This window comes from Pinibacter aurantiacus, assembly GCF_019130065.1.
Classification (GTDB): domain Bacteria; phylum Bacteroidota; class Bacteroidia; order Chitinophagales; family Chitinophagaceae; genus Pinibacter; species Pinibacter aurantiacus.
In genome coordinates, this window is sequence record NZ_JAHSPG010000001.1 from 506,497 (window position 1) to 533,320 (window position 26,824).

19 protein-coding genes are annotated in these 26,824 nt (G+C 42.5%); 10 read left to right on the forward strand and 9 right to left on the reverse strand.

Annotated elements, in window-relative coordinates; translation table 11 throughout:
• Positions 1–137: 137 nt before the first annotated feature.
• Positions 138–1,304, reverse strand: coding sequence for a FecR family protein (locus KTO63_RS01880; RefSeq protein ID WP_217789424.1), 1,167 nt, complete (start codon positions 1,302–1,304; stop codon positions 138–140).
• Between the two features lie 155 nt (positions 1,305–1,459).
• Between KTO63_RS01880 and KTO63_RS01885 the strand changes: the two genes are divergently transcribed.
• Positions 1,460–2,011 carry an RNA polymerase sigma factor gene (locus KTO63_RS01885; RefSeq protein ID WP_317195732.1) on the forward strand — a complete coding sequence of 184 codons (552 nt, stop codon included), beginning with the start codon at positions 1,460–1,462 and terminating at the stop codon, positions 2,009–2,011.
• Positions 2,012–2,300: 289 nt separating this feature from the next.
• Here the strand turns inward: KTO63_RS01885 and KTO63_RS01890 are convergent, their stop codons facing one another.
• The 8 genes from KTO63_RS01890 to KTO63_RS01925 form a co-directional block, all read right to left on the reverse strand.
• A complete protein-coding gene (locus KTO63_RS01890) occupies positions 2,301–3,590 on the reverse strand; it encodes a thioredoxin family protein (RefSeq protein ID WP_217789425.1) in 1,290 nt (429 codons plus the stop codon).
• A 14-nt stretch (positions 3,591–3,604) separates the two neighbouring features.
• The gene (locus tag KTO63_RS01895) at positions 3,605–5,047 is read right to left on the reverse strand and encodes a PKD-like family lipoprotein (RefSeq protein ID WP_217789426.1); all 1,443 of its coding nucleotides are present in this window, start codon (positions 5,045–5,047) and stop codon (positions 3,605–3,607) included.
• A gap of 37 nt (positions 5,048–5,084) precedes the next feature.
• Positions 5,085–5,801: a DUF4843 domain-containing protein gene (locus KTO63_RS01900; RefSeq protein ID WP_217789427.1), complete on the reverse strand. Its 717-nt coding sequence runs from the start codon at positions 5,799–5,801 to the stop codon at positions 5,085–5,087.
• A gap of 19 nt (positions 5,802–5,820) precedes the next feature.
• Positions 5,821–7,230: a RagB/SusD family nutrient uptake outer membrane protein gene (locus KTO63_RS01905; RefSeq protein ID WP_217789428.1), complete on the reverse strand. Its 1,410-nt coding sequence runs from the start codon at positions 7,228–7,230 to the stop codon at positions 5,821–5,823.
• Positions 7,231–7,242: 12 nt separating this feature from the next.
• On the reverse strand, positions 7,243–10,551 hold the full coding sequence (locus tag KTO63_RS01910; RefSeq protein WP_217789429.1) for a SusC/RagA family TonB-linked outer membrane protein: 3,309 nt from the start codon (positions 10,549–10,551) through the stop codon (positions 7,243–7,245).
• 300 nt (positions 10,552–10,851) lie between these two features.
• A complete protein-coding gene (locus KTO63_RS01915; RefSeq protein WP_217789430.1) occupies positions 10,852–12,045 on the reverse strand; it encodes a FecR family protein in 1,194 nt (397 codons plus the stop codon).
• Positions 12,046–12,101: 56 nt separating this feature from the next.
• Positions 12,102–12,749 carry an RNA polymerase sigma factor gene (locus KTO63_RS01920; RefSeq protein WP_217789431.1) on the reverse strand — a complete coding sequence of 216 codons (648 nt, stop codon included), beginning with the start codon at positions 12,747–12,749 and terminating at the stop codon, positions 12,102–12,104.
• Positions 12,750–12,878: 129 nt separating this feature from the next.
• Positions 12,879–13,394, reverse strand: coding sequence for an alpha/beta fold hydrolase (locus KTO63_RS01925; RefSeq protein ID WP_217789432.1), 516 nt, complete (start codon positions 13,392–13,394; stop codon positions 12,879–12,881).
• Positions 13,395–13,700: 306 nt separating this feature from the next.
• Here KTO63_RS01925 and KTO63_RS01930 point away from each other — a divergent pair, with 306 nt between their 5' ends.
• The 9 genes from KTO63_RS01930 to KTO63_RS01970 all read left to right on the forward strand — a co-directional run bounded on the left by KTO63_RS01930 (position 13,701) and on the right by KTO63_RS01970 (position 26,823).
• On the forward strand, positions 13,701–14,261 hold the full coding sequence (locus tag KTO63_RS01930; RefSeq protein WP_217789433.1) for an RNA polymerase sigma factor: 561 nt from the start codon (positions 13,701–13,703) through the stop codon (positions 14,259–14,261).
• 69 nt (positions 14,262–14,330) lie between these two features.
• Positions 14,331–15,323, forward strand: a complete 993-nt coding sequence (locus KTO63_RS01935) for a FecR family protein (RefSeq protein ID WP_217789434.1) — start codon at positions 14,331–14,333, stop codon at positions 15,321–15,323.
• A gap of 88 nt (positions 15,324–15,411) precedes the next feature.
• Entirely contained in the window at positions 15,412–18,498 is a 3,087-nt protein-coding gene (locus tag KTO63_RS01940; RefSeq protein WP_217789435.1) for a SusC/RagA family TonB-linked outer membrane protein, read from the forward strand.
• Between the two features lie 27 nt (positions 18,499–18,525).
• On the forward strand, positions 18,526–20,307 hold the full coding sequence (locus KTO63_RS01945; protein WP_217789436.1) for a RagB/SusD family nutrient uptake outer membrane protein: 1,782 nt from the start codon (positions 18,526–18,528) through the stop codon (positions 20,305–20,307).
• 59 nt (positions 20,308–20,366) lie between these two features.
• Complete coding sequence (locus KTO63_RS01950) at positions 20,367–21,230, forward strand: glycerophosphodiester phosphodiesterase family protein (RefSeq protein ID WP_217789437.1); 864 nt, start codon at positions 20,367–20,369, stop codon at positions 21,228–21,230.
• 121 nt (positions 21,231–21,351) lie between these two features.
• On the forward strand, positions 21,352–23,817 hold the full coding sequence (locus KTO63_RS01955; protein ID WP_217789438.1) for a tetratricopeptide repeat-containing sensor histidine kinase: 2,466 nt from the start codon (positions 21,352–21,354) through the stop codon (positions 23,815–23,817).
• Positions 23,810–25,756 (forward strand): sigma 54-interacting response regulator, encoded by a 1,947-nt coding sequence (locus KTO63_RS01960; RefSeq protein WP_217789439.1) that lies wholly within the window; start codon positions 23,810–23,812, stop codon positions 25,754–25,756. Before KTO63_RS01955 ends, KTO63_RS01960 begins: the two co-directional genes overlap by 8 nt.
• A gap of 256 nt (positions 25,757–26,012) precedes the next feature.
• Complete coding sequence (locus KTO63_RS01965; protein WP_217789440.1) at positions 26,013–26,237, forward strand: 2TM domain-containing protein; 225 nt, start codon at positions 26,013–26,015, stop codon at positions 26,235–26,237.
• A gap of 10 nt (positions 26,238–26,247) precedes the next feature.
• Positions 26,248–26,823: a cupin domain-containing protein gene (locus tag KTO63_RS01970; protein ID WP_217789441.1), complete on the forward strand. Its 576-nt coding sequence runs from the start codon at positions 26,248–26,250 to the stop codon at positions 26,821–26,823.
• Position 26,824 lies beyond the last annotated feature (1 nt).

The window sequence follows — 26,824 nt, forward strand, 5'->3', positions numbered from 1 at the left end:
TCCGGAAAGTAATTTCCATTCACTTAGATAACCAATCATACACGCAAAGTGGTCGTAACACTTTGCGTTTTTTTATTTGGCTAAAGGAATGGTTGTTAAACAAGTTGGCGTCTTACATAAGCTATGTTTTAAAGTGATTAATTATGCTGTTTAATGGTTAACGTTTGTTGTTGCTGATCAATTATGAACTCGTAATTCAGGTAGCTGAATATTTCCAGCATTTCCTGTAAACTCGTTTTTCTTGCTATTTCACCGTTGAATTTTCTGTTTTCCAATTTTCCCTCGTACTGCACTTTTACATTATACCATCTGGCAACCTGGCGCATTACTTCGGGAAGGCTCGCATTGTTGAATTTAAACAAACCGTTTCTCCATGCAATTACTTCACCAACGTCTACACCGCTCACCAGTCGTAGCTTTTGGTCATTAGGGTTCAGTTGTGTTTGCTGTCCGGGATCGAGAATAAAACTTTCGTTATTATTTGTTACCCTGGCTTTGCCTTCTACCAATGTTGTTTTTAAAGAAGGTTCGTTGTCGTACGAATTGATGTTGAACGCAGTTCCGATATCTTCCACCATTTGCTTGCCGGCCAAAACCCTGAACGGTGCAGATTCATTGTGGGTTACTTCAAAATAAGCTTCACCGGTAATTTCAACTTTTCTTTGGTTGCCAATAAATTTTGAAGGATATTTTATGGAGGAGCTTGCGTTCAACCAAACGCCAGTGCCGTCTGATAGTGTGATATGATACTGTCCGCCGACGGGCGTCGTTAATACGTTGTAGGCAATTTCTTCTGTAATATCTTTTTTTCCTGAAGCATTATACTCGATACTTCCGTCGGCTATTTTGTTAATGGCAATGTCCCCTTGCGTTGCAACGCTGCCTTTTTGTACATCTTCCAGAATAACTTTTTCACCACTTGCCAATGTTAAGATTGCTTTGTTTCCTCCGGGAACAATCTTTTTTTCGTTGCTAACAATCGTTTGTTTTGCAGGCTCTATGTTTTTCGATGTAAGTAAATAATAACCGGCACCAAACAGGCAAGCCGCGAAAACCGCAGCGGCGGCCCATTTGAAATAGATTAACCTGGAGGTTCTTTGAGGCGTCTCTTTTCGATTTATAAAATCGCTAAACATTTCATTAGCAATCACTTCTTCGCCGTTTGCCTCTGCGATCCATTCAGTAATGTCTGATCCGGGTATGCTCAGTTCATGAAACCAGTTGTCCAGTTCTTCCCTCTCTTCGGTTGAAAGACCGGCGCTGTGATATTTTTCAATAAGCAAGTTGAGGCGTTCTTGTTCCATGCGTTTGTGTATGTTACCATGTTAAGATGCACAACAAAGCCGCTACCGTTACTCCGGAAAAATTATTTTTTTGTTACCCGTAAAACTTGGCGAAATGAATGATTTTGTAGATTTGAAACATCGAAGCGTATTCCCATTATAACGACCAAAACCTCATCAACCTCTGGCAACAGGGCGATGAAGCTGCATTTGAGAGCATTTACAGGCGCTATTTAATGCCTATGCTTTCCATTGCTTATAATAAAACGGGTGACAGGGAAATTGCAAAGGAACTCGTGCAGGAATCGTTTATTGATCTTTATACACACAAGACTTCCATCTCTTCCGATACTTCCATCAAGTCATATTTGTATGTGATTCTGAAAAATAAAATACTAGGCATTTACAGAAAGGAGAAAGTGCGCCAGAAGTATTTTGCAAATATTGCCGGGAAAGAAATCACACACGTTGACACGACTGCTCAACATATAGAAACCCGCGAGCTCGAACAATTACTGAAGAATGAAATCGAAAATCTTCCGGAGAAATGCAGGATGGTTTTCAAACTTAGCCGCGAAGAATTTTTATCTGATAAAGAAATTGCTGAGCGAATGGATATTTCGCTTAACACTGTTGAGCAACATAAACGAAAGGCCCTGCGCATGCTGAGAACTTCACTGGGCAATTATGCAGAGATCGCAATATTGTTGTTTTTGTTGAAGAAGTAAAGAACGCTTTTATTAACAAAAACAGATTTTATACAAATCCGGCTTGCACCGGACATGTATAACTGTATTCCTTAGGTAATGTCGTTTCCTTAGGCAAATCGAATTTTGTAGTGTTAATGTCCTACGGACAAAGGTCTCCTTTCTTTGGAAGTTTCTATTGATATCAATGCCCTACGGGCAAACGTTCCGCATAGCGGAACAATATCAATAGAAAATCAGCGGAAATGAGCCTTATTGCCCGTAGGACATTAATGTGCTAAAGAAAACGACATCGATTTATAACGTAGGCCTATCCCGCATCTTTTGCACTAAAATATTTTTGTTTAACCAGCTCTTTCATCTTTTTTCCTTCTTCAGATGAGCCGTATGGCGTTGTTATCTTCATTGGCACGCCGAGACAATCTCTCACTACACCACCGGGCACTTTAGGATCTTCATACGAAGTAATGGCCGTCATCACTTCGTACGCTTTTTTATAGTCTCCGCTTTTTGCGTAAGCAGCGCTGAGGTATAAAACAGTTTCTTTAGTGGGCACAAGCTCAAATGCTTTCGACGCAATTGTGATCACTTGTTTCGATTCATCGTCGGAGATCTTTGCGTCTTTGAAAAATTCTGAAGAAACGAGGGAATAACAAAATTGCTGAAACAGATACGGATGACTCTCCCCGTATTTGCCACCAAGAGCTATAATCTTTCTCAGGCCTTCGTTGTAATTTTTAGTGTTGAGATCTTTCTCTGCATCAATAATTTCCATGTACATATCTTTCTCTCTAAGAGGGGCTTTCTTTATCACATTGAAATGAGCGTTGAATGCTGCGGTATCTTTTTGCGCAAGCGCTGCATTGCCCGCACGTACAACGATGCGGTACATGTTCGTGCTGTACAAAGGATAGCCAACATACTTTTCATATACGGTGTCATACTTCAGTAATGTTTGAAAAATAAAACCATCTCTTGGTCTTGACATGAACCTGGAAAGGATCATGGCTGTTTCTTTTGATTTCAATTGCTCTTCCGACAATCCTTTTGCATATTGCTCTACGTAGCTGTACACTTTTTCCGGATGCACTTTATTCAGGATACCGAAAACATATTCATTCACCATCTGTGGATTTCTTTCACCGGCGTTCCATCTTGCTTCATATGCTGCTTCTTTTTTCGCAACGTCGGAAGTGAGTGCTTTTTTTGCTCTGTCTAAAAACACAGGGGCGTCCATATAGCCAACTTGTACGTCCAATAAATTTCCTTTATTGTCAAGCCACATATACGTTGGATAGGCTCCTGCTTTGTTCTTTTTAAACACGCCGTGTGCAGTGTCTTTTTCGCCGTCGAGTTTTAAGCAAACAAAATTCGCGTTGAAGTAATCGCCCACTTCTTTTACGGGAAAAACTTTTGCTTCCATCAATTTGCAAGGTCCGCACCAGGAAGCCATTACATCTACAAAAATGTTTTTGCCGGATTTTACTGCCAGCGCTTTCGCGTCTTCAAATGACATCTTTGAAAATTGTATTCCCTGCGCACCTGCTTGTGTCATTCCAATTACAAGTGCCAAAATGTTTATGATTATTATTTTCTTCATCGTTGTTTGTTGTTTTAATTTTTATCAGTGAGGTCAACAATCAGATCGCAAATTCCTTCTTTGCGCCTTGTTTCAGTTGCATTCAATCCACCAACGGTGCCGATGTTGTAAGTAGTGAATCCTGCTTTTTTTCCTGTTGCCTGCGCATTCACAAAGGCAACTTTTAATTCAGCACCATTCAGCTCGAGAAAATTGATATTGTACCCAGAGCCAATATCCATTAGTAATCCGCCGGATTTCGAAACAATATTGTACGCGTATATTTTGGTGTCTGCGGCATAGAATAGATAATTAGCAATAGTTGTAGCTGACGTGTATGCAGTTGCATTTTGCAAATCAGTTGCTGTTGGCGCGTATTTATCTTTTGCGGTAAATGTAAGTGCCTGTGCATTGGCAAGGAAGGTCAAAATATAAGGAGTGCCACTTCCATCTTTACACACAGCAAAGAAATTGTTACCGGCTGTGCAGCCGCCGTACAACATTGTCAGGCCTACATTGTTTGCGTCAAATATCGAAGCTGTAGCATCCGTTATAAACGGATTCAACGCTCCTGCGGTATTATTGTGTGCCAGGAAACGTTTGTTCTTGTCATCATAAAATGTGGCCCTGGTAGATGTTTCATAGAAGCCAAAAGGCGCCAGTGAGAAATCACCAAGCATTTCTGGCTTGTACAAAACTTCACCGGAGTTAACGGAGCGGTTGTACACTTTGCCACCGATGATGAGATAGTCATTCAACCCTGTAGTGGAACGGGCCACATATTTAGTTACATTCAGATCACCATCGTCTTGTAAAGGCAGATAGAATGATTGGCGCACACCCCGCAATTTTATAAAAGTTACAGGATCAGCAAAAATGCCACCACGGCCATCTTTATTTAATACTAATACTTCTGCAGGCATAGAGGATTTTTTAGGGTAGTAAGAGACACTTACAGGATTCTTTCCCAATGCTTCCGAACCATTTGCATTTTCATAAATATTTGTGCTGAGCTTGCCCGTTGCGGTATTATAGAAATCCAATACAGCATTTCCATTGTCATTTCCCAACACCATTATGCCAGTTGTAAATTCATTTGCGACAACAAGCTTGGTGGTTGATTTGTAAAAGATATTTGTTTTTTTGTCGGTCACTTTGTACACAAGCGTGTACGAACCCGGCGCCATTTTAGCTGGCACAGTAAGGTTATGCTCAAATGACAAAGTGTCTGCGGCATACTGCGTTGTCGCATCAAACGCATACCACACATATGAAAGATTGGATGTATCATTCAAAACTGTAGCCAGTAACGGAACGATGTTAAACTTCTCGTCCACTCCTATTGTTGTTGTATCGGGAATATTAGAGATCGTCACATCATTCAATTGTGTAAATGATGTAGAGGAATTGTCTTTTACGCAGGAAGCCAGCAATAACAGGCCTCCCAGCGTTGTTAAAAATAGAGAAGATAGTTTCATAATCTTAAATAGTTAAGTCATCAATGTTTATGGATTTTTAGAATGCGGCCCACGGCAGAATTCTGTTGCCATTCTCGTCGTTCACAATATTGTTGGTGAAGTAGAGGCACACTACCCTGCCGTAGCTCATCCAGTACGATACGTTGTATGGTGCTTTAGTGGCAATCGCTTGCGTTGCTGGAAAATCACCACCCTGGAAATGGATGCATACATTGTGTTTCACACGCGAGTAGGCACCGTAGTAAAGTGACAACCATGAATCCCAATAACTTGGCTTCACTAATTGATTTGTAAATAATATCCTTGCATTCAACTTGAATGGATAGCCCGCATCCAAATCACCAGTCGCTTTAATTGTAAGGCCCAATGAAAAATACTTTGAGTCAAGCGCAGCGTCTTTTTTATATAATATCACTGGAACCTGAACGCTGTACGCGCCTTTAGGAAATACATATTTTTCTTTCAGCTTTTCAAAATGGACCCCTTCTACCGCATCCGTTTTTGAAGGGTTTACGGTAAGTGTAAACTCTTTGTCTTCAGCCAGTTTATCGCCAAGAAGATTAATGGTCAGGAAGACTGTATCAGACTCGGTTAATGATCCGGCTAGAGAGCGTGTGAGGCTATCGTTGGTATCAGTAAAACTTGCAAAATATACTGCAGGTTTCTGCTGATAAGTTTCCATTTTATTTTTAGAGCATCCCGCCGCGATGATCACCACGGACACAAATGCTGGTAATATATGTTTGTATCTCATGAATATTATTGTTTGAAGATTATTCAATATTGCCAAATTCTTTTTCCGCTACCGGGATTGGCAGTATGTAGACTGCTTCCTTGTTTTTAAATGCAGCGAGTGTTGGTAACTTGTCCGCATTCATTCTTTTGTAGTAGTAAAACAACTGACCTTCTGCTATAAACTCCCGGCGATATTCATCGCCTATTTCTTTGTCAAGCGTTTCTCTTGTGTACGACGCGGCATCCAGTGGAGATAAGCCTCTATGCGCTCTCAATACGTTCAGATATGCCATTGCGCTGCTGACAGAAGGTTCAGCTTCAGCAGCTATGAGATACATCTCAGAAATCTTAAGCAACGGAATTACAGTGTTGTAAGTATATTTTGTAACACGTTTAGTCTTAGCAGAATTATCCTGGAACCAGCTGATTCGATAATCAGTGTTTAATCCTGAAGGGTAAATAGTATTAAGCAGGTCGGCGGATATCGAAAGGCTATTGACATTTTGACCATCCGCTACCTGTAGAAAATAAACATCCGCATACTTGGTTTTCAAATCTGGAATGGTTAGTGAAAACACATGTTCCAAAGGGAAAACGTTGTCGCCGGCTGCAGTTTGGCCGCTTGGAGAATAAGCCGGAAACAAACCTGCGTCTATGACTTCTTTTGCGTAGGCAAGTGCGGCGGTTTTATTGTTCCTGTATAGCTCAACCCTTGCAAGTAAAGCTGTTACGGCATAGTAGTTCATCCGATATCTGCGTGTGCCCGCAATTTCATTAACTTCTGTTAGATCAAATGAAGCACGGTTCGGGCCGTATGTATCAGCATCTTTTAGCAGTGCTTGTGCGGCAGTAAGATCACCCGCTATTTTATCCATCACTTGCGCTGTGCTTAATTGAGGAAACGGCACATTCGTGTAAGTATCAACATAAGGAATGGCTTTTCTGTCGGCGCCCATTACAGGTGACGGCGCAAACAAACGCAGCACATCAAAATGCAGATATGCTCTCAGTCCTAATGCCTCGCCTTTTATCAGGTTATAATTTTTGCCTGTAAATACCTGCTTTTTATCATCAATGTAAGAGAGTAAAATGTTGGCGTTTGTGATAGATTTGTAAGCCTGCGTCCATAGTTTGGCGATTCTGATTTGCTCAAAGGCTTCTGTGTAGTTATAATTTGCTGAATTGAGGTATTTATGATTGAGCGCCGTGGGCACATTGTCATACGTTTGCGCCAGCACATCCGTAAATCCAAGTGTGAGCTCCGTTCCGTAAGATGACGCAGTGGTCATGTTGGAATAAATACCTGTGATTGCATCTCTAAAGCCAGCCTGCGTGGTAAAAAGCACGTCAGCTTTCATGGTGGTCTTTGGCTGTACATCCAACCATTTATTGCATGCTGTAAGTGTTGTCACCAACAGCGTTATTGTTATTATTCTGAGAGATTTCATTGCCTTTAAATTTTAAAATGTTACCTGGAATGCCAGTGCGTAATGTTTGGCGAATGGATAATCTATACCGCGTTCAGCTTTTACAGTTGATAAGCGAAACACATCATTCAAGTAGCCCGTGAGGCGTATCCGCTCAATGCCCATACGAGTGAGCACAGGTGTTTGATTGAATGTATACGAAAGATTGATAGATTTCAGCTCCAGCACATTGTCCTTCTCTATAAAACGTGAAGTAGGTTGAGTTGTAGTTCTATTGGTGATGCCTTTAAAAAAAGCAACGTCTCCCGGTGCTTTCCATCTGTCATAGAACACCCTGCTATCAACGTTTTGATTAGGGTTCACATTTTCTACACGATCCACCAGCGTTTGATTGTAGATGTAACCACCAAATCTATACAGCGCATAAACATTCAATTGAAATCCCTTGTAGCCAACATTGGAGCCCAGTGTTCCTTCCAGCGTTGGATCTTTTTTAGCGTAAGGCGTATAATCTGCGGCGCTCCATATGTTTGTTTTGTTGCCGTTTTTATCGAGGTAAACTTCCTGTCCCGTTGCCGGATCAATGCCCAGCGATTTTACTACCCAAATGGTGTTCATTGACATGCCTTCAATAAATCTTACTACTGGTTTATTTACAACAGTTGTATCTACTTTATCGTTGTAAGCACTCAGTGCATTGGATATTTTGCGCAGCTCATTTTTATTGTGTACGGCAGAACCGACCACATTCCAATAGATTTTTTTACTGGGAGAAGACAACACAGTTGCCTTCAATGACACTTCGTAACCGCTGTTTTCTACTTCACCGAGGTTTGCCTTGTAAGTGTCGAAACCCAGCGATGGCGGCATCGTTACGTCTACCAATACATCTTTTGAGTAGTCAGAGTAATAGTTAACATAGCCGCTGAGTTTGCCTTTGAACAATTCAAAGTCCATGCCCACATTTCGTTTCTGCGTGCGCTGCCATTTCAGATCAGGGTTGCCGTAAGCGTCTGCCAATGTACCTATGTAGCCGTCATAAGTAATGTCGGGTATATAGTCATAGGTCATGATAGATTGATACGGATAAAAATTCTGGTTGCCTGTATAGCCGAATGAACCTCTTATTCGCAACACAGAAACATTTCTCAAACCGGAGAAAAGCTTCTCTTTATGCAGGTTCCAGCCCAGGCCCGCGCTCCAGAAATTTCCCCACCTTTTATTACTACCAAACTGGGAAGAGCCATCGTAGCGAATAGAAAGATCTGTAAGGAAACGATTCTGATAACTATAGTTAAGGTTGCCCAATAATCCCATCAGTCTGCTCGTTGCTTCATAGCCAGAAGGTCTTGTGCCATCAAGGTATTGAAGCCCCATCCCTATATGATCCATCAGGTCACTGGGGAATCCGGAAGCTGTTACCGTATACTGATCATTGCTAACCTGTTGTACGTTGTAATTTGCATTCAGCACTATCAGGTGGCCGTTGATCATTCGGTTGTAGTTAAGACCCGCAGTCCCTTCATACATCGTAGTCTGGCTGGTTGTTTTTGTATAGCTTCCTTTTACCGCTGCGTTTACAAAATCTGTGTGGTCAGCCGGCTTGAAGATGTCTGCGATTTGTGTTTTCTTATTGACAGAAAATTTCGAATTGAATTTAAGATGCGCGCCCATGTTCCATTCAAATCCAAAATTGTCAATGAAGTTGTCGTACTTGCTTTCGTTCTTGGTGTTGATGGTGGCGTTATACATCGGGTCCATAATATTAACAGCAGCACTTGTAACGGATTTCAGCACATACAACGTTTTCTTTATGTTGCCATTTTCATCATAAGGATTGTAGTAAGGATTGAGATAGGCATACGTGCTGAAACTACCATAAGGCGAGTTGGTTGTTTTTACATTGTCAAATGATATCTGGTTGAAGAAGCGCAGGTTTTTGGTATTGTAATTTAACCTGACAGCAACACCCAGGCGATCCCTTGCAGATCCTTTCATAACGCCTGTTGTAGGGTTATAAGAGAGGTCAACGCCATACCTGAATGTATTGTCGCCGCCTTCCATGTTGATAGCGTTCTTAAAATCGGTACCCACTTTTTTTACAGGCTTTTTGATCCAGTCAGTATTGTTGCCTTGCTGCACGAGTTTCAATCTTTCGTTGTAATACAAACTATATTGCTCACCTGTGGTTACATAGCTGTTTGGTGTGTAAATGCCTGCGAGTCTTTCATACTCCAGTTTATCTTTTGCATTCAGCAAATGATAGTCTGAGAGATCCGCCACTTCCATATCCAGGTTGCCGGTGTATGTAGTGCGTAACTTACCTTTAGCAGGAGCATTGGTGGTAATCACCACTACTCCATTTGCGCCGCGTGAACCATAAATAGCAAGCGCTGCCGCATCTTTTAATATAGTGAGGGTGTTGATGCGCAATGGATCCAGGTCATATACTTTTTCAAGGCTCACTTCAAAACCATCCAGTATGAATGTTGGCACGTTCGGGCTGCCTTTGTATTTTTCGTCGAGAGATGAGTTGATGTTGGATGCACCGCGTATTTGGAAATCGGGCATTGTGTTTGGGTCGGAGCCGATCAGGTTATTTTCTTTCAACTTAAAAGAAGGGTCCAGTGTGGACAATGCAGACAATACATTCTGGTTGGTAATGGTGCGAAGCTCTTCTCCGCTGAACGTTGAAGCCGCTCCGGTGAATGTGTTTTTCGACCTGTCGAAATAACCGGAAACAATGACTTTTTCAATCTCATTGTTTTTTACCGCCAGCACTACTTTTAAATTAGCAGTATTGCTTGCTGCCACTTCTTTATCATTCATTCCCACAAACGAGAAAACAAGTTTTGCACCTTCCAGCACCACAATGGAAAATTTTCCGTCTTTGTCAGTGCTTACGCCATTGCGCCTGCCTTTTTCTATTACACTCACTCCATGCAATGGTTTACCGCTTTCGTCGGTAACAACGCCTTGTACAGTGACAGTTGGCGGCGGAAGCGGCATTTCCGGCTGCACGATTTCTTTTGCGGAAACAGATGCTACAGGAACAGCTTTAATGCCGATTATTTTGTTCCTGATCTCGTAGGTCAGTGACTGTTTGTTCAAAGCTATGTCCAACGCATCTTTTAGCGGCACATTGGTAACATGCATGGTTACGGGATCGGTTTTGTCCACCAATGCTTTGTCGAATATGAATTCGTAGCCGGTTTGTTTTTTGATGGATTCAAAAATGTAACGGAGCGAAAGTTTTTCTCCTGATATGCTTACGTTTTGCGAATAGGAACTTGCAGATACATGCAAGGCTCCGATAAGCAACAATAAAGCCGTTAACCTCATAATCAGTAACAATTTTCTCCACCGTTGTAAATGGAAGCGTTTTCCATGTTTCGGGGTGAAGGATTGAAGCAAAGCAAGCCCGTATATGGGAGCTTTGCAAATAGCAGTTAGTTCCATAAATTTGTTAGAATTTGGGTTTTGATGTTGATCATCCAATTAAGCAAGGCTGGTTTTACAGGGTAAACCCAATGACAACCGGAAGTGAGGGTCGAAATTCGCTTTCGGTTTTTTTATTTAGTTTCCCTGATGCGCTGTCTGATTTTACATGTTGAGTGTTTTAAGTTTTTTAAAGTATGTTGATCATGGTTTTTTTGTTGCCGGTCCGGACATTACAGTAATGGTCTTTCCGTTTGTTTTAAAATGCACAGTGCCCGGAATCTCAAGCCCTTCCAGCAATTGCTGCACATTGTCTTTTCGCGATACAACTCCGTAAAATTCATTTGCCGGCATCTTGCCTTCATATACAATTTCTACGTCGTACCATCTTGCTACTTGTCGCATGATAGTGGTAATGCTGGCACCATCAAACCTGAACTCTCCTTTTTTCCACGCCAGCACGCTCTCCATATCGGGATGCAATGCTTTGCTGATGCGGCCCAAACCCGCAACCACAGCCTGTTGGCCGGGAGCCAGCGGCGTTACCGAACTTCCGCTTAGGGTATTTACCGCACCGTCTACCAGCGTTGTACGAGTTTCTGCTTCATCATCGTATGCCATTATATTGAAGGAGGTTCCTAGCACCTGCACATTCATTTTATCGGTTTTTACTTCAAAAGGTTGCTTGCTGTTTTTCGCCACTTCAAAATATGCTTCACCAGTAAGATGCACTGTTCGCGTGTTTTGGGTGAAGGCAGCAGGATATTTTAGAGAAGATGCCGCGTTGAGCCAAACCTTCGTGCCATCTGCCAGTGTTATCTGGAACTGGCCGCCGCGCGGCGTTGTGAGCGTATTGAACCCGCCATCACTTTGCGAAGAGCCTTTATAGGCAAGGCTTCCACTATCGAGCTTTATAATCTTTACGTTACCCTGCGTCGCAATGTCTCCCTGCCCTGCCTGGTCCAGCACTATGCTCGAGCCATCCGCCAGTGTTAGTGTCGCCTTGTTGCTGCCCGGAACTGGCGCTGCTACTACATTTGACGTTGTGTTGTTTTGTGTGTGTTGCTTCCATTGCAGGAAGCCAAGCACGCCTCCGGTTGCAACCAGTGTGAACACGGCGGCAGCCATCCACCAGCGGCGATTGAATCGTACAAGCTTGCCTCCCGTACTTTCTGCCTCTTCTTCCAGGGAGCGCTGCGAAAGTTTCTGCATGAATTTTTGCGTGTGGTCCGTGGTTTCCGGTAAAGGCAAGGGCGCTACTGCCGACATAGCCGTAAGCCTGTCGAACTCACTTTTTTCTGCAGTATTGTACCACCGGAAAAAAATAAGCGCTTCTTCTTCAGTAAGCGTGTCAGTGTGAAATTTTTCTATAAGAGCAATGATCTCGTTGTCTGTCATAAAATAACGGGTTATGTTATAGACGAACGAGTTACAGAAGTGACTACCTTATTTTTCTATTTTTTTAAAAAAATTCCCAGAAGGATGATGGCTGATAGCAATTCATCGTTTTGCTGCAATGATTCTTTTACCTGATTTGCAGCCTGGTAAAAATGCTTTTTTACCCCAGCCACACTAAGGTTAACAAGCTCTGCAATTTCCTTAAAGGTTTTATCGCTTTGTGTACGCAGGAGAAAAATCTCTTTTTTTTGATCACTTAGTTGATCAATGGCACGTGCGGCTGTATTGAAATATTGTTTGTATTGAAGTTGCAGTTCAGGATGCTCCTGCAGTACCTGGTTTTCTGCGATGATAATATCCATTACTTTTTGCCTGACCTTATTTCTGCGAAGGACATCAAACAGTATATTTTTGGCAACGCGGTAAACATAGTCTTCAAATGACCGCACAAGGAAAAGTTGTTCTCTTTTATCCCAAACCCGCAGAAAGGCTTCCTGTACTATTTCTTCAGCTTCTGCCTGGTCTTTGCAGATAAACGAAATAGAATAATAAAGCTTTGGAAAATAATGTGAGTACAGTTGACCATAAGCATGTTGATTTCCCTCCGAGGCCTGGTTTATAAGTGCAGCTTCATCAGGGAATGCGGAATTTTGATCAATATGCTTGTTTTCGTTGGTCAGATTGACAGTTTTGGTTAGTCGCAAGCTACATTAAAATGAGGAATTGATGAAAACAAGCGGTGCCCGGGCTTTCGAGTGCCTTTTTGCTTTACAATGGAACAGAGATGTTTTGCAGGAAGAAAGCCTCGTTTACTCTTGTTAAGTAAACGAGGCTTATGATCTACCAGAACCTATAATTATTCTGCAGAAAGTTCTGTAGCAACACCCGCGATAAATGCGGCAACTTTTTCTGGTTAAGTCTGCACAGAAACCAGCATGGAATTTTGCTTCATCGTAATAAACAATGCCTTTTTCATCAGGAGGCAGCACACCGTTTTCGGCAGCGGGTGGCGCACTCTGGAACCATGTCAAGGCAGATTCACCATTATCTGGCTGGAATGCGGCGATATAAACCAGTCCCGCAACATTAGGATGGTTGCCCGCCTCGGCAATAACAGCTCCGCCCCAGGAGTGACCCGCAAGAACAGCCGGGCCATCTACATTGTCCAGGGCAACTTTTGTTGCTTTCGCATCATCTGCAAGAGAAGTCAACGGATTTTGCACAACCGTTACGCGATAACCCTGTTTGGTTAAAGCTTCAAAAACGCCTCTATAACCGGAGCCATCTGCAAAGGCACCATGCACTAAAACGATATTTTTTACTGCCTGTGATTTTGTTTGAGTCGCCATTTTTTTTGATTCTAATTTGTTTGTGTTGAATTGACAAGACAAAGATGAAACAGAAACAAGGCGGGATTGTTTAGCTGATTACACGATATGTTGTGATTATTTCGCTTTGTTAGTTTCTGGCCTTGAAGTACTTTTTTTAAAAGTGCAGGGAAGCACAAATCAACCAGATAATGTTGTGTACCTGAAATACTTGATATTTTATTTGTAAAGTGTAATTGAATGTATTGTTGGGGACGTAACAATTATTTAATGGTTTACAACTTCCTTCGACTGGTAATTTCGTGCCCGCTTAGCAACAAAACTTTTATGGCACGCAACACGGAACTGACGGAGTTCGATGAAATTTATAACTACTATCACAACGCGGTCTATGGAAATATTCTGCGAATAGTGAAAGATGCTATCTATGCAGAAGATATTTTGCAGGATGTTTTTCTCGCCTATTGGGAAAACAGGCTATCACTCGTTCCTGAATCTGTGGGAGGATGGTTATTTACAGTCAGCTATAATAAGTCTGTTAAGTATTTGCACCAGGTGAAAAGAATGCCCATAATCGCCGAACACAACCAACATGATATTTTTGAAGAAGCGGAACATTCAGCAGAATTCGAAGCCGGTTATACAGCAAAGATCAAAATGATTGAAGTAGCGGTTGCACACTTGCCGTCGCGCATAAAAGAAGCTTATCGCCTTTGTCGCGTGGAAGGAAAATCACTGGAAGAAGCCGCTTCCAGAATGAATATCAGCGTTCAATCGGTGCAGGATTATCTTAAGCAATCCAATAAGTATTTAAAGTCTTACATCATGCAGCAAAATGTGGCGAAAACATTTGCTATCCTTCCTTTACTTATCCGTTTTTTTCAGTAACAAATCTGTTAATGATTTCGTAACACAGAATCTCATCACCTTTTTCTTTCCTGCGGGTATTTATAGCAGATGAAAGAAGAACAACAATCATATTGGGAAGATCTGCAAAACGGTAAGCAATATTTGCCAGAAGAACAATCTGCGGAAATATTGCGCCAACTGCACCAAAAAATAGCGGCCAAAACAACAGCGTCTGGCGAGGTAGTGATGTTTGAAAAGAATACGAGTGGCACCCTTAGAACTCTATTGCGAATAGCCGCAGTACTAATTCCTTTCCTGGTATTCTCTCTCTGGTATACACTAACTACAAATCATCAGCAAAAGAAACAAGTAGCAAACGTTGTTGCAAATACAAATACACCTGCCATTCATTTTATAGAGAATGGCGGAAAATCCTATAAAGAAATCTGGACATCGGATGGATCTCAAATAATGCTGGGAACCAACAGCAGCGTGGAATGGGACGATAAATTCATTTCAGGAAAAAGAGATATAAAACTCAAAGGCAGAGCCTGGTTCAAAGTGCAAAAAGATAAACGTCCTTTCAGTGTGTTGACCAATGGAACGGTAACAACGGCTTTGGGCACACAGTTTCTCGTTAAAGAAATAAACGAAAAAGTTTTTGTGCAGCTGGTAGAAGGCAAAGTGAAAGTAAGCCTTGGCAAAGAGATGGACGAACAAAAAAATGTTTACCTGTCGCCTGGTCAGGAAGTATTGGTAGATGCCAGGGCAAATCAATTTAGCCTGTGCAGCACGGTCGATAATTCTTCGAAAAAAAGAAGCAGCTCTTCCGTTGATAATCCTGAAGATACCGTCGGTTTCAATAACGACAATGGAGATATTTCCGTTTACAAACAACCTTTGCAAAACCTGTTAAAAGCAATTGGCAAAAGAAATAATATTCAGTTCGTGAACCTTGAAAAATTAGATAAAAACATCAAGGTAACCGGCGCCTTCCCTAAAGCTGATTCCATCGAAAATATTTTAAACACTATTGAAGCCATTGCGCCCGTCTCTTTCCAAAAAGAGGGAGAACGTCGGATACAGGTTCGGCCAAACTAAATATCATCATTAAATACCAAATAAGTAAAGCGGCAATTCAGTGATCTGGATTGTACGGGACCCTTTTGTCAAAACAAATCAAAAAATTATGAAAATCATGCAAATTAACGGCTGGCAACGTGTACTACTCACTTTGCTATTTTCCGCTGCGTTGCTGCCGGGTTTTTCCCAGGCTCTTTCTAAAGTAGAAGGAGTTATCAGCAACGAAGCAGGAGAACCTCTGAAGGGTGTGTCCATCGTATACAATGTTGTGCCCGGCAATGTAACCACCACAACTGCATCTGGTGAGAACGGCCGGTTTGTGATCAGCAATCTGCAAGTAGGAAAAAAATATCGTTTTGTATTTACCTATGTGGGTTATGAAGCCTACAACCTACCGGTGTTGCATATACAACAGGGCGAAAGCAACAAACTGATCATCCGGATGAAAGAGGCTTCCAAAGGAATGGATGAAGTGGTTGTTGTAGGATATGGAAAAATGAAAAAGCGTGATGTAACCGGCGCAGTAAGTTCTGTGAAGTCAGACAAGATTGTAGAATTTCCTGTGACTAACATGGTAGATGCCTTGCAAGGCCGGGTAGCAGGTGTAATGGTACAAACGACCAGCTGGGCGCCCGGTTCTTCCGGACAGATCCGCGTTCGCGGCAATCGCTCTATTAATGCAGACAACAACCCTTTGTATGTAATAGATGGTATTCCTACCGTTGATGCGCTGGACCAGATATCACCAAATGATATTGAATCGGTAGAGGTATTGAAAGATGCGTCCGCTACGGCCATCTACGGTAACAGGGGCGCCAATGGCGTTATACTGATTACAACTAAGAGAGGACGAAAAGGTAAAACCATTATTGATTTCAACAGCTATTACGGCATTCAGAAAAATAGGACGATGCCGGAGTTGATGGATGCTGCTTCATTTGTAGAATATTCCCGTGAGGCTCAGCGCAACGTTTTGGGCGGAACCTACGATTCAAAACCAAATAAAACACTCGACTTTCAAAATGATCAGCTGGTGGCTACGCCATACATGTCTCGCAACATGGAACGCGCCTGGGCAAGCGGTACTTACGACCCAAGTAAACTTGTAAGCACTAACTGGATCGACTACGGATTGCGCACAGGAAACATCCAGAATTACAGCCTGAACCTGCGTGGTGGCAGTGAGAACACAAGGTTCATGGTTTCCGGCGATTATTTAAGCAACGAAGGAGTGGTAGTTGATCAATCCTTTAAGCGTTACAACGTGCGGTTAAATCTTGAACATAATATAACGAACAAAATCAAGTTGGGAACAAACTCTGTTTTCACTGCATCTGCACAGCAAGCCGGTTATGGAGTGTTTGATGGTTACGGTTTAAAAAGTTTCAACCCGCTTGCATCACCGTACAACGATGACAGCACGCTGGCTATTTATCCAACCAACAACACACGCACTCCCAACCCTATCACCGATTTTGGAAAAACAAAAAGGGACCGCAATCAAAACCGTTACCTAGGCAGTTATTATGCAGAGGCTGAAATTTTACCGGGTCTTAGTTTCCGCTCCAATCTTGGGCTTGATTTGCGCTTGTACCAAAACTATGACTTCAATGCAGAAAACACAGAGTCTTCGGGCGGCGCCAATACGCCCTCAAGTGCTGCGAACAGCAATGTCAAAAAATTCAGCTACACCTGGGAAAACCTGCTGACTTACCAACATTCTTTCGCAAAAGATCACAATCTTAATGTGACCATGTTGCAATCAATACAGGAGGAAAAAGCTGAATCCAACAATATCTCTGTAAAGGACCTTCCTTATGATGACCTGGGATATTATAACATGGGTTCTGCGCTTACCATCAATAGCGTAGGTACGGGGTTGACTGATTGGAAACTCTCATCTTTCATGGGTCGTGTTAACTACAGCTTCAAGGGAAAATACCTTGCAACTATATCTGCCCGTTATGATGGCTCCTCCAGGCTGGCCGAGGGTGAAAAGTGGGTGCTGTTCCCTTCGATGGCGCTTGGCTGGAGACTAAAAGGAGAATCGTTCCTGTCCAGTGCCAGGGCTTTAAGCGAATTAAAACTGCGCGTTGGCTATGGCAAAACAGGTAACACCAGTATTGATCCATACAAAACATGGGGACGTGTAGGAACCAACCGTTATGTGTTTGGCGAAACCAATATACTGGGCTTCACTCCCATTGAAATGATCAATCCTAATTTAACATGGGAAACTACTGATCAGTTTAATGCAGGGCTTGACTTCGGTTTCTTTAATGACAGGATCACGGGCGCATTGGATGTGTATATGCAAAACACGCATAACCTGCTGTTGAATCGTCAACTGCCAACGGCTTCAGGATTTGGATCCATTCTTTCAAACATAGGCAAAACAAGCAACAAGGGTATTGAGCTGTCGCTTAACACTGTCAACATACGGAACGCGCATTTTCAATGGAGATCAAACATTCAGTTTGCTGCTAACAAACAAGAAATTGTGGAATTATGGAACGGCAAAAATGATGACGTCGGTTCCAAATGGTTCATAGGAAAACCGGTAAACATTTACTATGATCTTGGATTTAATGGTATTTGGCAAAACACCAAAGACGACCTGGATGCCATGGCTAAGTTCAACTCCAATGGCGCTACGTTCAAACCGGGAGATATTCGCCCGCTTGATAAAAACGGGGACTTCAAAATAAATGATGGCGACCGTTATATCATTGGCCAGGCAGATCCTAAATGGACATTCAGTTTAGATAACAGTTTTGTGTACAACAATTTTGACGCAAGTATTTTTCTTGTGGGCATGTTTGGCCAAACGCTGAATCACGATCTGGATATGCGATTTGATGGCCGTTACAACCAGCCAAAATTGAATTACTGGACGCCTGAGAATCCCAGCAATGTAGCACCACGCCCGTTGCTGAATGTGGCCAGCGTGAACTACCTCAACACCATGAACTACTATTCCGGTGATTTTATTAGAGTGAAAAATATTGCATTGGGTTATAGCTTGTCGCCTGCCACATTAAGAAAAATACATTTGGAGAAGCTTCGCATTTATGCCAGCGCGCAGAATCCTTTTCTTTTCACCAAATTCCCCGGAACTGATCCTGAAGGCGCTACCGGCTTCAACAATCCAAGTGTAAAAACATTCACGTTTGGCTTAAACCTGTCGCTATAAATCTATAAACGATCAAAAAATATTTTAATGAAAACGTTACGCAATATAATTGTACTTATCGCCATGGTTACTGCCGGCGGTGGTTGTAAAAAATTTCTTGAAGAAAATCCTGTCCCCAATGTGTCATATGGTGTGTACAACACCGAAAAGGGCGTAGAAGGTGCATTGGCTGCAGCATACAGCTCTGTGCGACTGGGCGTGTCCAGCGAAAGAGCGCTTACCCTTAGCGATGCAGGAACAGATTTGTTTACTGTAGGTTCAGACGGCAATAACGAATTCAATCAATACCTTGCCACCTTGTCTCCTTTAAGTTCAAAAACTACGGACTATTGGGATTATCATTACAAAGGAATTTCTGAGTGCAACATCGCGTTGCAATATGTACCGAAAGTAAGCATGAACGCAGCACGCAAACTGGAAGTGGAAGGCGAGGCAAAATTCATCCGGTCTTATTTTTATTTCGATCTTGTACAACACTTTGGAAAAGTGCCATTGGTGCTGGAAGTGATTGACGAAGCCAAAACAGATTTCAAAAGAGCCGAAGTAAAAGACATTTACAACCAGCTAATCGGAGATCTGACATCTGCCTATAACCTCCTTCCACAAACAGGAAAGGCACAAGGTCGTGTTAACAAGGCTGCTGCTGCTCATTTGTTGTCGAAAGTATACCTTGCAAGGGCAAGTGCCACATCGGCTGAACAACGCGGTATTCGCGGCACACAGCCCTCTGATCTTGATAGCGTGATTGCTTATGCAGGAACCATTGCATCGCAGAAAGTAGGCGCATACTCTTTGGTTCCGGATTTCGCAGCACTGTTTGACATTAATAAACAGGTAAACAGCGAGGTGATTTTTGCTGTACAATTTACCAATACACTTAGCAATAATGGCAGTGGCAACCAGCAGCATTTGTATCATGTGCCACAGTATGATGCTGTAAATACAAAGATACTGGTGCGCTCCATTCCATATGGTCGCCCGTACCGCAGGGTACGCCCTACCCCATATGTGTATAACGGCTTGTTCGGCACTACACGCAAATACGACTCTCGTTTTACCAAGTCATTTATTTGGGGCTATATCGCCAACCAGGCAGCCAATAATATCAAGACCAGTGCCGGCAATACCATCAATGTAAAAGTGGGCGACACCGCTATTTATTTCAGCCCCGTCCAATACAACAACGCTACCGACTCTGCAAAACTGATGCAGGAAAACAGTCGCTTTGCCGTGTATATGCCGCTAAACTCTTACCTGCCCTTTTCAAAAAATTATATTTTCCCGGGGCTTAGCAAATGGCTCGATTCTCAAAGACCCACCACTAACGAAACCAATGGTGGCCGCGACTGGGTTATGTATCGATATGCCGAAACCTTGCTGATATTGGCGGAGGCGTATGGCAGAAAAGGCGATTTCAACACCGCGGCAAATTACATCAACATGATTCGTACACGTGCCGCTTACAAACAAGGTGAAATGAAAACAGTACAGTATTGGACATTTGAAGGAGGAGACTATGCTGACCGCACAAAAGACAACACAGCTGAAATGCAGGTAACAGCCGGACAGATCAGTCAGAATTTTGTGGACTTCATCCTCGAAGAAAGGGGCCGTGAAATGCTTGGTGAACTTAACCGCTGGGAAGATCTTGATCGTTGTGAAAAATTGGTAGAGCGCGTTAAACTGTACAATCCGGATGCACAGAATATCCGTGATTACCATGTGCTGCGTCCTATTCCGCAAACACATATAGATCGATTGAACCCGAAATTACCTGTTTCAGAGGAACAGAATCCTGGATACTATTGATACAAACCGTAACACCGAATATCACCCATACATCAACACTTAAAGAAGAAATTAAAAAAATGAAGAAGCTATCTCTTTCACTTGCACTACTGGCCGCTATTGTGACAGCCAAAGCTCAAAACAACTTCGAACAAATTCAGCAATCATTTACGCATACCAACAATAACGTGGTAATGATTGCCGCCCACAGAGGACCTCATTTGAAATATCCTGAAAACTCGATACCTGCTATTAAGGAAGGCGTTAACCTGGGTATAGACATCGTGGAACTGGATATCCGTTTGACCCGCGATAAAAAGCTGGTACTGATGCACGACAAAACCGTAGACAGAACTACCACAGGTAAAGGACGTGTATCTGACTATACCTTTGAAGAGCTGCGAAAATTGCGTTTGCGTATTAAAGATTCCGTAACGCAGGAAGTAGTGCCTACACTGGAAGAAGCACTCGCAATTACAAAAGGAAAAGTATTGATAGACCTGGACATCAAAGAGAGAGATTGTGTTGATTCGATCATTGCGTTGACTGCACGCACGCATACGGAGCAAAATGTAATCTTCTTTGTTTACAAACCAGAATATGCGAAAATCATCAAAGATCGTAACAACAAATTTTACACGATGGTTCGCACCCAAAATGCGAACCAGGTTGACAGCTGTTACAAAATCACTGTTCCCCAGGTAGTACACATCGATCCAAGCCATTACACAACCGGTGTTACAGGCACTGTAAAAAGCAACAACGGCCGCGTATGGATCAATGCACTGGGTGATGTAGATGCAGAAGTGGTTGCAGGCAATATTACTGCTTTCGAAAAAGTATTGAAAAACGGAGCCAACATTATTCAAACGGATCAACCTGCCCTTCTAAAAAAATATCTTGAATCAAAAGGGCTTTACCATTCTGCTGTTAAATCCAAATAGTTCGTCCTGTTGATATGTGTGTTTGTATTTTAATGTCCCGGCTATGCCGGGACATTTTTTTATGCTGGTATTAATTCGTTGAGTGCTTAAAATTCTGCAGCTATTTTATTACATTTAGTGAATGCAGAACCCCATCATGCACAGAGTTAATTATATACATCTTCTCTTTTACCTGTTGATGTTCCTGGGAGCAAAATCACAAAATATTTCAGCAGGCAATGCCAACTATTCTTACCACTCACCTTCCAAGGACAAACTATCTTTCCAACGATTGAATTTGTTGCTTAGCTCTACTTATATCGTTGTTGTAAAGGAAGGACAGGTTGACCATGACACCTGTTTGTATATCGCCGCCCGTTCCCTGGGCTTAAGCAGGCTTCCGGTAATGGCAGAAGGTATTGGCGATCGTGAACTGCCTGCGCAATCAAAATGGATTGACCTGGAGCAGCCGCGCATTGGTATCGAATTGCTTTCTAAGGCAACGGGCAGGAAACATCTTGAGTTATTGATATTGCTGGGCTCCTATTATGCATTTCAACCAGGTAGTTATTACAAGTACAGGGACAGCGTGGAATATTTTTTAAACAAAGCGATAAAAGAAAGCAGCTTATTGAAGGAAGAAAAACTGGGCAGACAAGCCCTTTGCCTTCTCGGTAAGATATATGTACAGGCAAACAATAGTAAAGGCGATTCTATTTTTAATGAGGTCATTAATCAGGCCAGGAAAGCCGGTGATAAAGAAACGGAAGCCCGGGCTGTGGCTTATCGCGGCATATACACTGCCCCAACACAATCAACCTTTCAGCAAAAAATAACTGACCTGCAAACTGCATCCGGCTTGTATCATGATCTTGGAAATACAGAAAGAGAAATTAATGTTTTAGCAGACCGGGGCTATATGCTGGTTGTAACGGGGCAGTTTCAAGCCGCATATGAGCTTTTTGTAAAAGCACTTGCTTTGGCTGAAGACATTCACTACCCTTATACTCATTACCTTACCGATGCGCTTACCATGGTGACCAATTACCAGGGCAAATTTGGTGAACCATTTCGGCATACGCTTCAGACCATCAAAGTGGCAGAAAGTGTACGTGACAGCATTGGGTGGGCTTTTTTTTATAGCCGGTTGGCGTTTCTGTATGATGCTGAGGGAAGGAAAAAAGAAAGCATGAATATGGCGCAAAAGGCAATAAGGCGGTTCATAGATTCCCGTAATCCGTCGGTGTACAATATCCTTAGCATAGTAACTCAACAAATGTGTGGTGAGGGTCGCGCTACAGAAGCACTTGAACTCGTGCAGAAAACCTCCGAAGCTGTAGGACCGGCAAAAACTTTTTCAGAAATGCTTGTCTACCATTATACACTCGCGGGATGCTATTTAAGTCTCAACTGGCTGGACAAGGCGGAGGCGCATATAAAAACAATGGATTCTCTGGAAACGAAAGCAGAGATGATCCGGGGACCGCTTAGCCGCAGCATAGTAACTGACACTTATGGTCATCTGTTTTTTAAGCGTGGCCAATATCAAAAAGCAAGGGAATGCTTTGAAAAACAATTCACGACTCGTTCATATGGGCAACGTACTTTGGCTAATGATCTAAGCACATACCGTTCACTCATTGCTGCAGATTCTGCGCTTGGAGATAATGCGTCAGGCATGTACCACTATAAAAAATATACAGAGTTGCTTGACTCCAATTTTAGAGTAACTAAAGTAAGACAGGCAGAAGAGCTGCAGGTAATGTATGAAACACACGAAAAAGAAAATCAAATTGCATTATTAAACAAGCAGGCGAAACAAACGTTACTTGTAAAAAATTTGACACTTGGAGGCATTGCTGCTGTAATTATCATTGCTGTTCTGTTATACCGGCAGAGCGGCAACAGAAAAAAGAACAACGCCGTTATCACGCATAAAAATGAACAACTTCAGCAACTCGTCAACGATAAAGAATGGCTGTTAAGAGAAATACATCATCGTGTAAAAAACAATCTGCAAATCATTATGAGCTTACTGAATTCCCAGTCCGTGTATATCAATAACGATGCAGCTTTAACAGCCATTCACGACAGTCAGCGCAGAGTGCATACCATCTCGCTGATTCATCAAAAGCTTTACCAATCGGAAAATGTTTCTTCCATCGCCATGCCGCAATATATCAACGAGCTTGTAAGCTACTTGCAGGATAGCTTTGATACAGATAACCGGATAACATTTGAACAAAAAATCGAACCGATTGAACTGGATGTATCACAGGCTATTCCGCTGGGTTTAATTATTAATGAAAGCATTGTAAATTCACTTAAGTATGCATTTCCAGACGGGCGCAAAGGCATCTTGAGTATTCAATTGCAGCGTAAGGAGAATAATTTTTTATTGCTGAAAATATCGGATAATGGTATTGGCTTACCGGCCGGTCTTGATGTGTCATCACATAATTCCTTAGGCTTTAATTTAATGAAGGGTTTAGCAAACCAATTAAATGGCAGTCTTCTTTTGAACATCGATAACGGGTTGGAAATAACGGTTAAATTTATTGCTGCTCCCCTGCAGGTTTCAAATAAAGAAATAACGGCGCATGCATAAAAAATTACTCATAGTAGAAGATGAATTTATTATAGCCAACGACCTTCAGCTGATACTGGAGAAAGCCGGCTATAGCGTTATGGGTATTGCTGTTTCGGCGGAAGAAGCTGCTGAATACATCAACAAAAAACCAGACATTGTTTTGCTTGATATACGCCTGAAAGGCAAGCTATCCGGCATTGACATTGCAAAAAAGTTGCGGGCCGATAATATTGCTTTCATCTATCTATCTGCCAATTCCAGTCAGAAAATTTTGGAAGAAGCAAAAGCTACCGATCCCGATGGCTTCCTGGTAAAACCGTTTCGGGAAAAAGATTTATTGGTAGCCCTTGACGTTGCATGGTATCGCCATCAGCACAGCCTAGAGTCAAAGCTGCGACAGGACGAGCAGCTAAGAAAAAAGCTGGATGACATTCGGGACGAAACCTTAAATGCTGAACAAAAATTATTAAAGCTTGCTGGCATATTGCAGTCGTTTATTCCATTTGATTTTATTGCTTCCGGCGTCCGTCCGTTAAGCGCTGAGCAGTTTACAGATATTGGCTATTTACGCACAGGTTTTAATGAGTATCAATTTATTGGCGAAAAGGAATTAAGAAACATATCAGGATTGCAGCAAAGCGCTTTTACTCAAATCATCAACAGCACTCCTGCCAACAATAAAGCCCATATCCAAAACAATGAAGTGAATGGCAGGCGTAAAGACGAATCGTTGCAAAACATTATTATGAACTGCCTCCGGATGGAATCATGCCTTGTATTTCCGGTTGCACTCGGTTATGGCTTAGCGCTTCATTATTTCTTTTACAGCCGTAAAGCAGATGTGTATAACAATGAACATATTACTTTACTGCACCGCCTGAAAATATCTTTGCAGGAACTGGCAGATAGTACCAATCATCTAACAAAACCAACGACTACCGATCATCATCAACCCATAGCTGCAAACAAGCGCGATGCACCGGCTAATACGATCTTTGATGGCATCATTGGCAATCATCATTTGTTACTGTCGGCATTGGACCTTGCTGCACAAGCCGCACCTTACAACACCTCCATATTGATTCTTGGAGAGAGCGGCACGGGCAAAGAAAAGGTGGCGCACTGCATTCATGAACTTTCACCCCGAAAGCATAAACCTTTTATAAAAATTAACTGTGCGGCTATTCCACCTACGTTGATTGAATCAGAATTATTCGGTCATGAAAAAGGTGCTTTTACGGGCGCTTTCGAAAAAAGAAAAGGCAAATTTGAGCAGGCAGATGGCGGCACTATTTTCCTGGATGAGATTGGTGAATTGCCGCTGTCGATGCAGGGTAAATTGTTGCGTGTGTTGCAGGAAAAAGAGATCGAACATGTGGGCGGCAATGTCACCATCAAAATAGACGTTCGCATTATTGCGGCTACTAACCGGAACCTCGAAAAGGAAGTAGCCGACGGCAATTTCAGGCTTGATCTCTATTATCGCCTCAGTGTGTTTCCGCTAACGCTGCCACCTTTGCGCGAACGGAAAAGCGACATAGAATTACTGGCTTTATATTTTGCCGAAAAGTTTTGTAAAGAAACCAATAAACCCTTTCATGGCATTGGTATATCCATGGCGGACGCCATGCTTGCCTATGACTGGCCGGGCAATATCCGCGAGTTGGAAAATGTGCTGGAACAATCAGTCGTATTAAACAATGGCACTTCGCCATTGGAACTAAAAAGAAAGTTAACCACATCACCAACTGTCGAAAAACAACGCATACAAACACTCGAAGATGTAAAGCATATTCAGCGGGAGACAGAAAGAGATTATATCATCTCCGTTCTTAAACAAACAAAAGGCAGGATACGCGGTGCCAATGGCGCCGCCGAATTATTAAACATCAATCCCACTACGCTGGAATCAAAAATGGCAAAATTGGGCATTAAGAAACAGGAAGATAAGTTTTAGCGTGGATCACTTAACGTTAGCCTGGTATTTAACTGCGGCGAGGTTCTGTTCGCTTATCGAAATCTTTTTGGTCCCTCTGAAAATTTCGTAGTTCTTAGCCAATAACTCTGAAAATTTCAGAGCCAAACTACCATACTTCGTTTTGTTTTTTTCATCATCCTCCATCCAACAAACTATCCTTCAATCCATTGCAAAATATTTTCCGTTGCTGCATCTCAATGGCATGTAAATGGACATAGCCATTGAAACTGAATTTATGACTGACCAAACTAAATGGGGCACGACCGCCACCATAAATCCCCGAAAAGGTTTCAGAATACATCTGCTTGTTTTCTTGTTAGCAATTCCGGTAATGTGGGTTGTCTGGTATCTCACCGACAGAACTTATCCCTGGGCGTTATGGTCCACACTCGCCTGGGGCGTTGGTGTGTTGTTTCATTACCTGGGCGTTTATGTTTTTCGCAAAACGGAGAACTATTAAATCATAATCCATGCAACAGGAACAAAAAACATTCAGGCGCATTGTGACAGGTCACGATGCGGATGGCAAGGCCATTGTTATTACGGATGCACCTCCCGTACATCCGCAACTTGTGGGCGGGCCCGGCGGGCCAACTTTTTTTGAAGTGTGGCACACCTTGAAAACGCCTGCACTCATTAGTTTGCAACCCTCCGAACCGGAAGAGAATGGATTGGTATTGCCGCCACCAAAAAACGGAACAAGACTACGCATTATTGAGTTTCCGCCGGAAGGTGAAGATTTTCGAAAATTAATGTCCGCCGATACTGCCGCGGAGTTCAAATCAATGGGCTCTGAAAAAACATCCTCGGCAGGTGAACCACCGCCGCATCCGCTAATGCACCGTACCAAAACTGTTGATTACGGAATTGTGCTGGAAGGCGAAATAACCCTCGTACTTGATCGCGCCGAAACAACGATTTACGCAGGTGATATCGTGGTTCAAAGCGGCACCAATCATGCTTGGGCAAACCGATCCGGCAAGGCCTGCCGCATGGCCTTTATATTGATTGACGGCGAGTTTTCCAATGAATTTAATCACGCTTAAA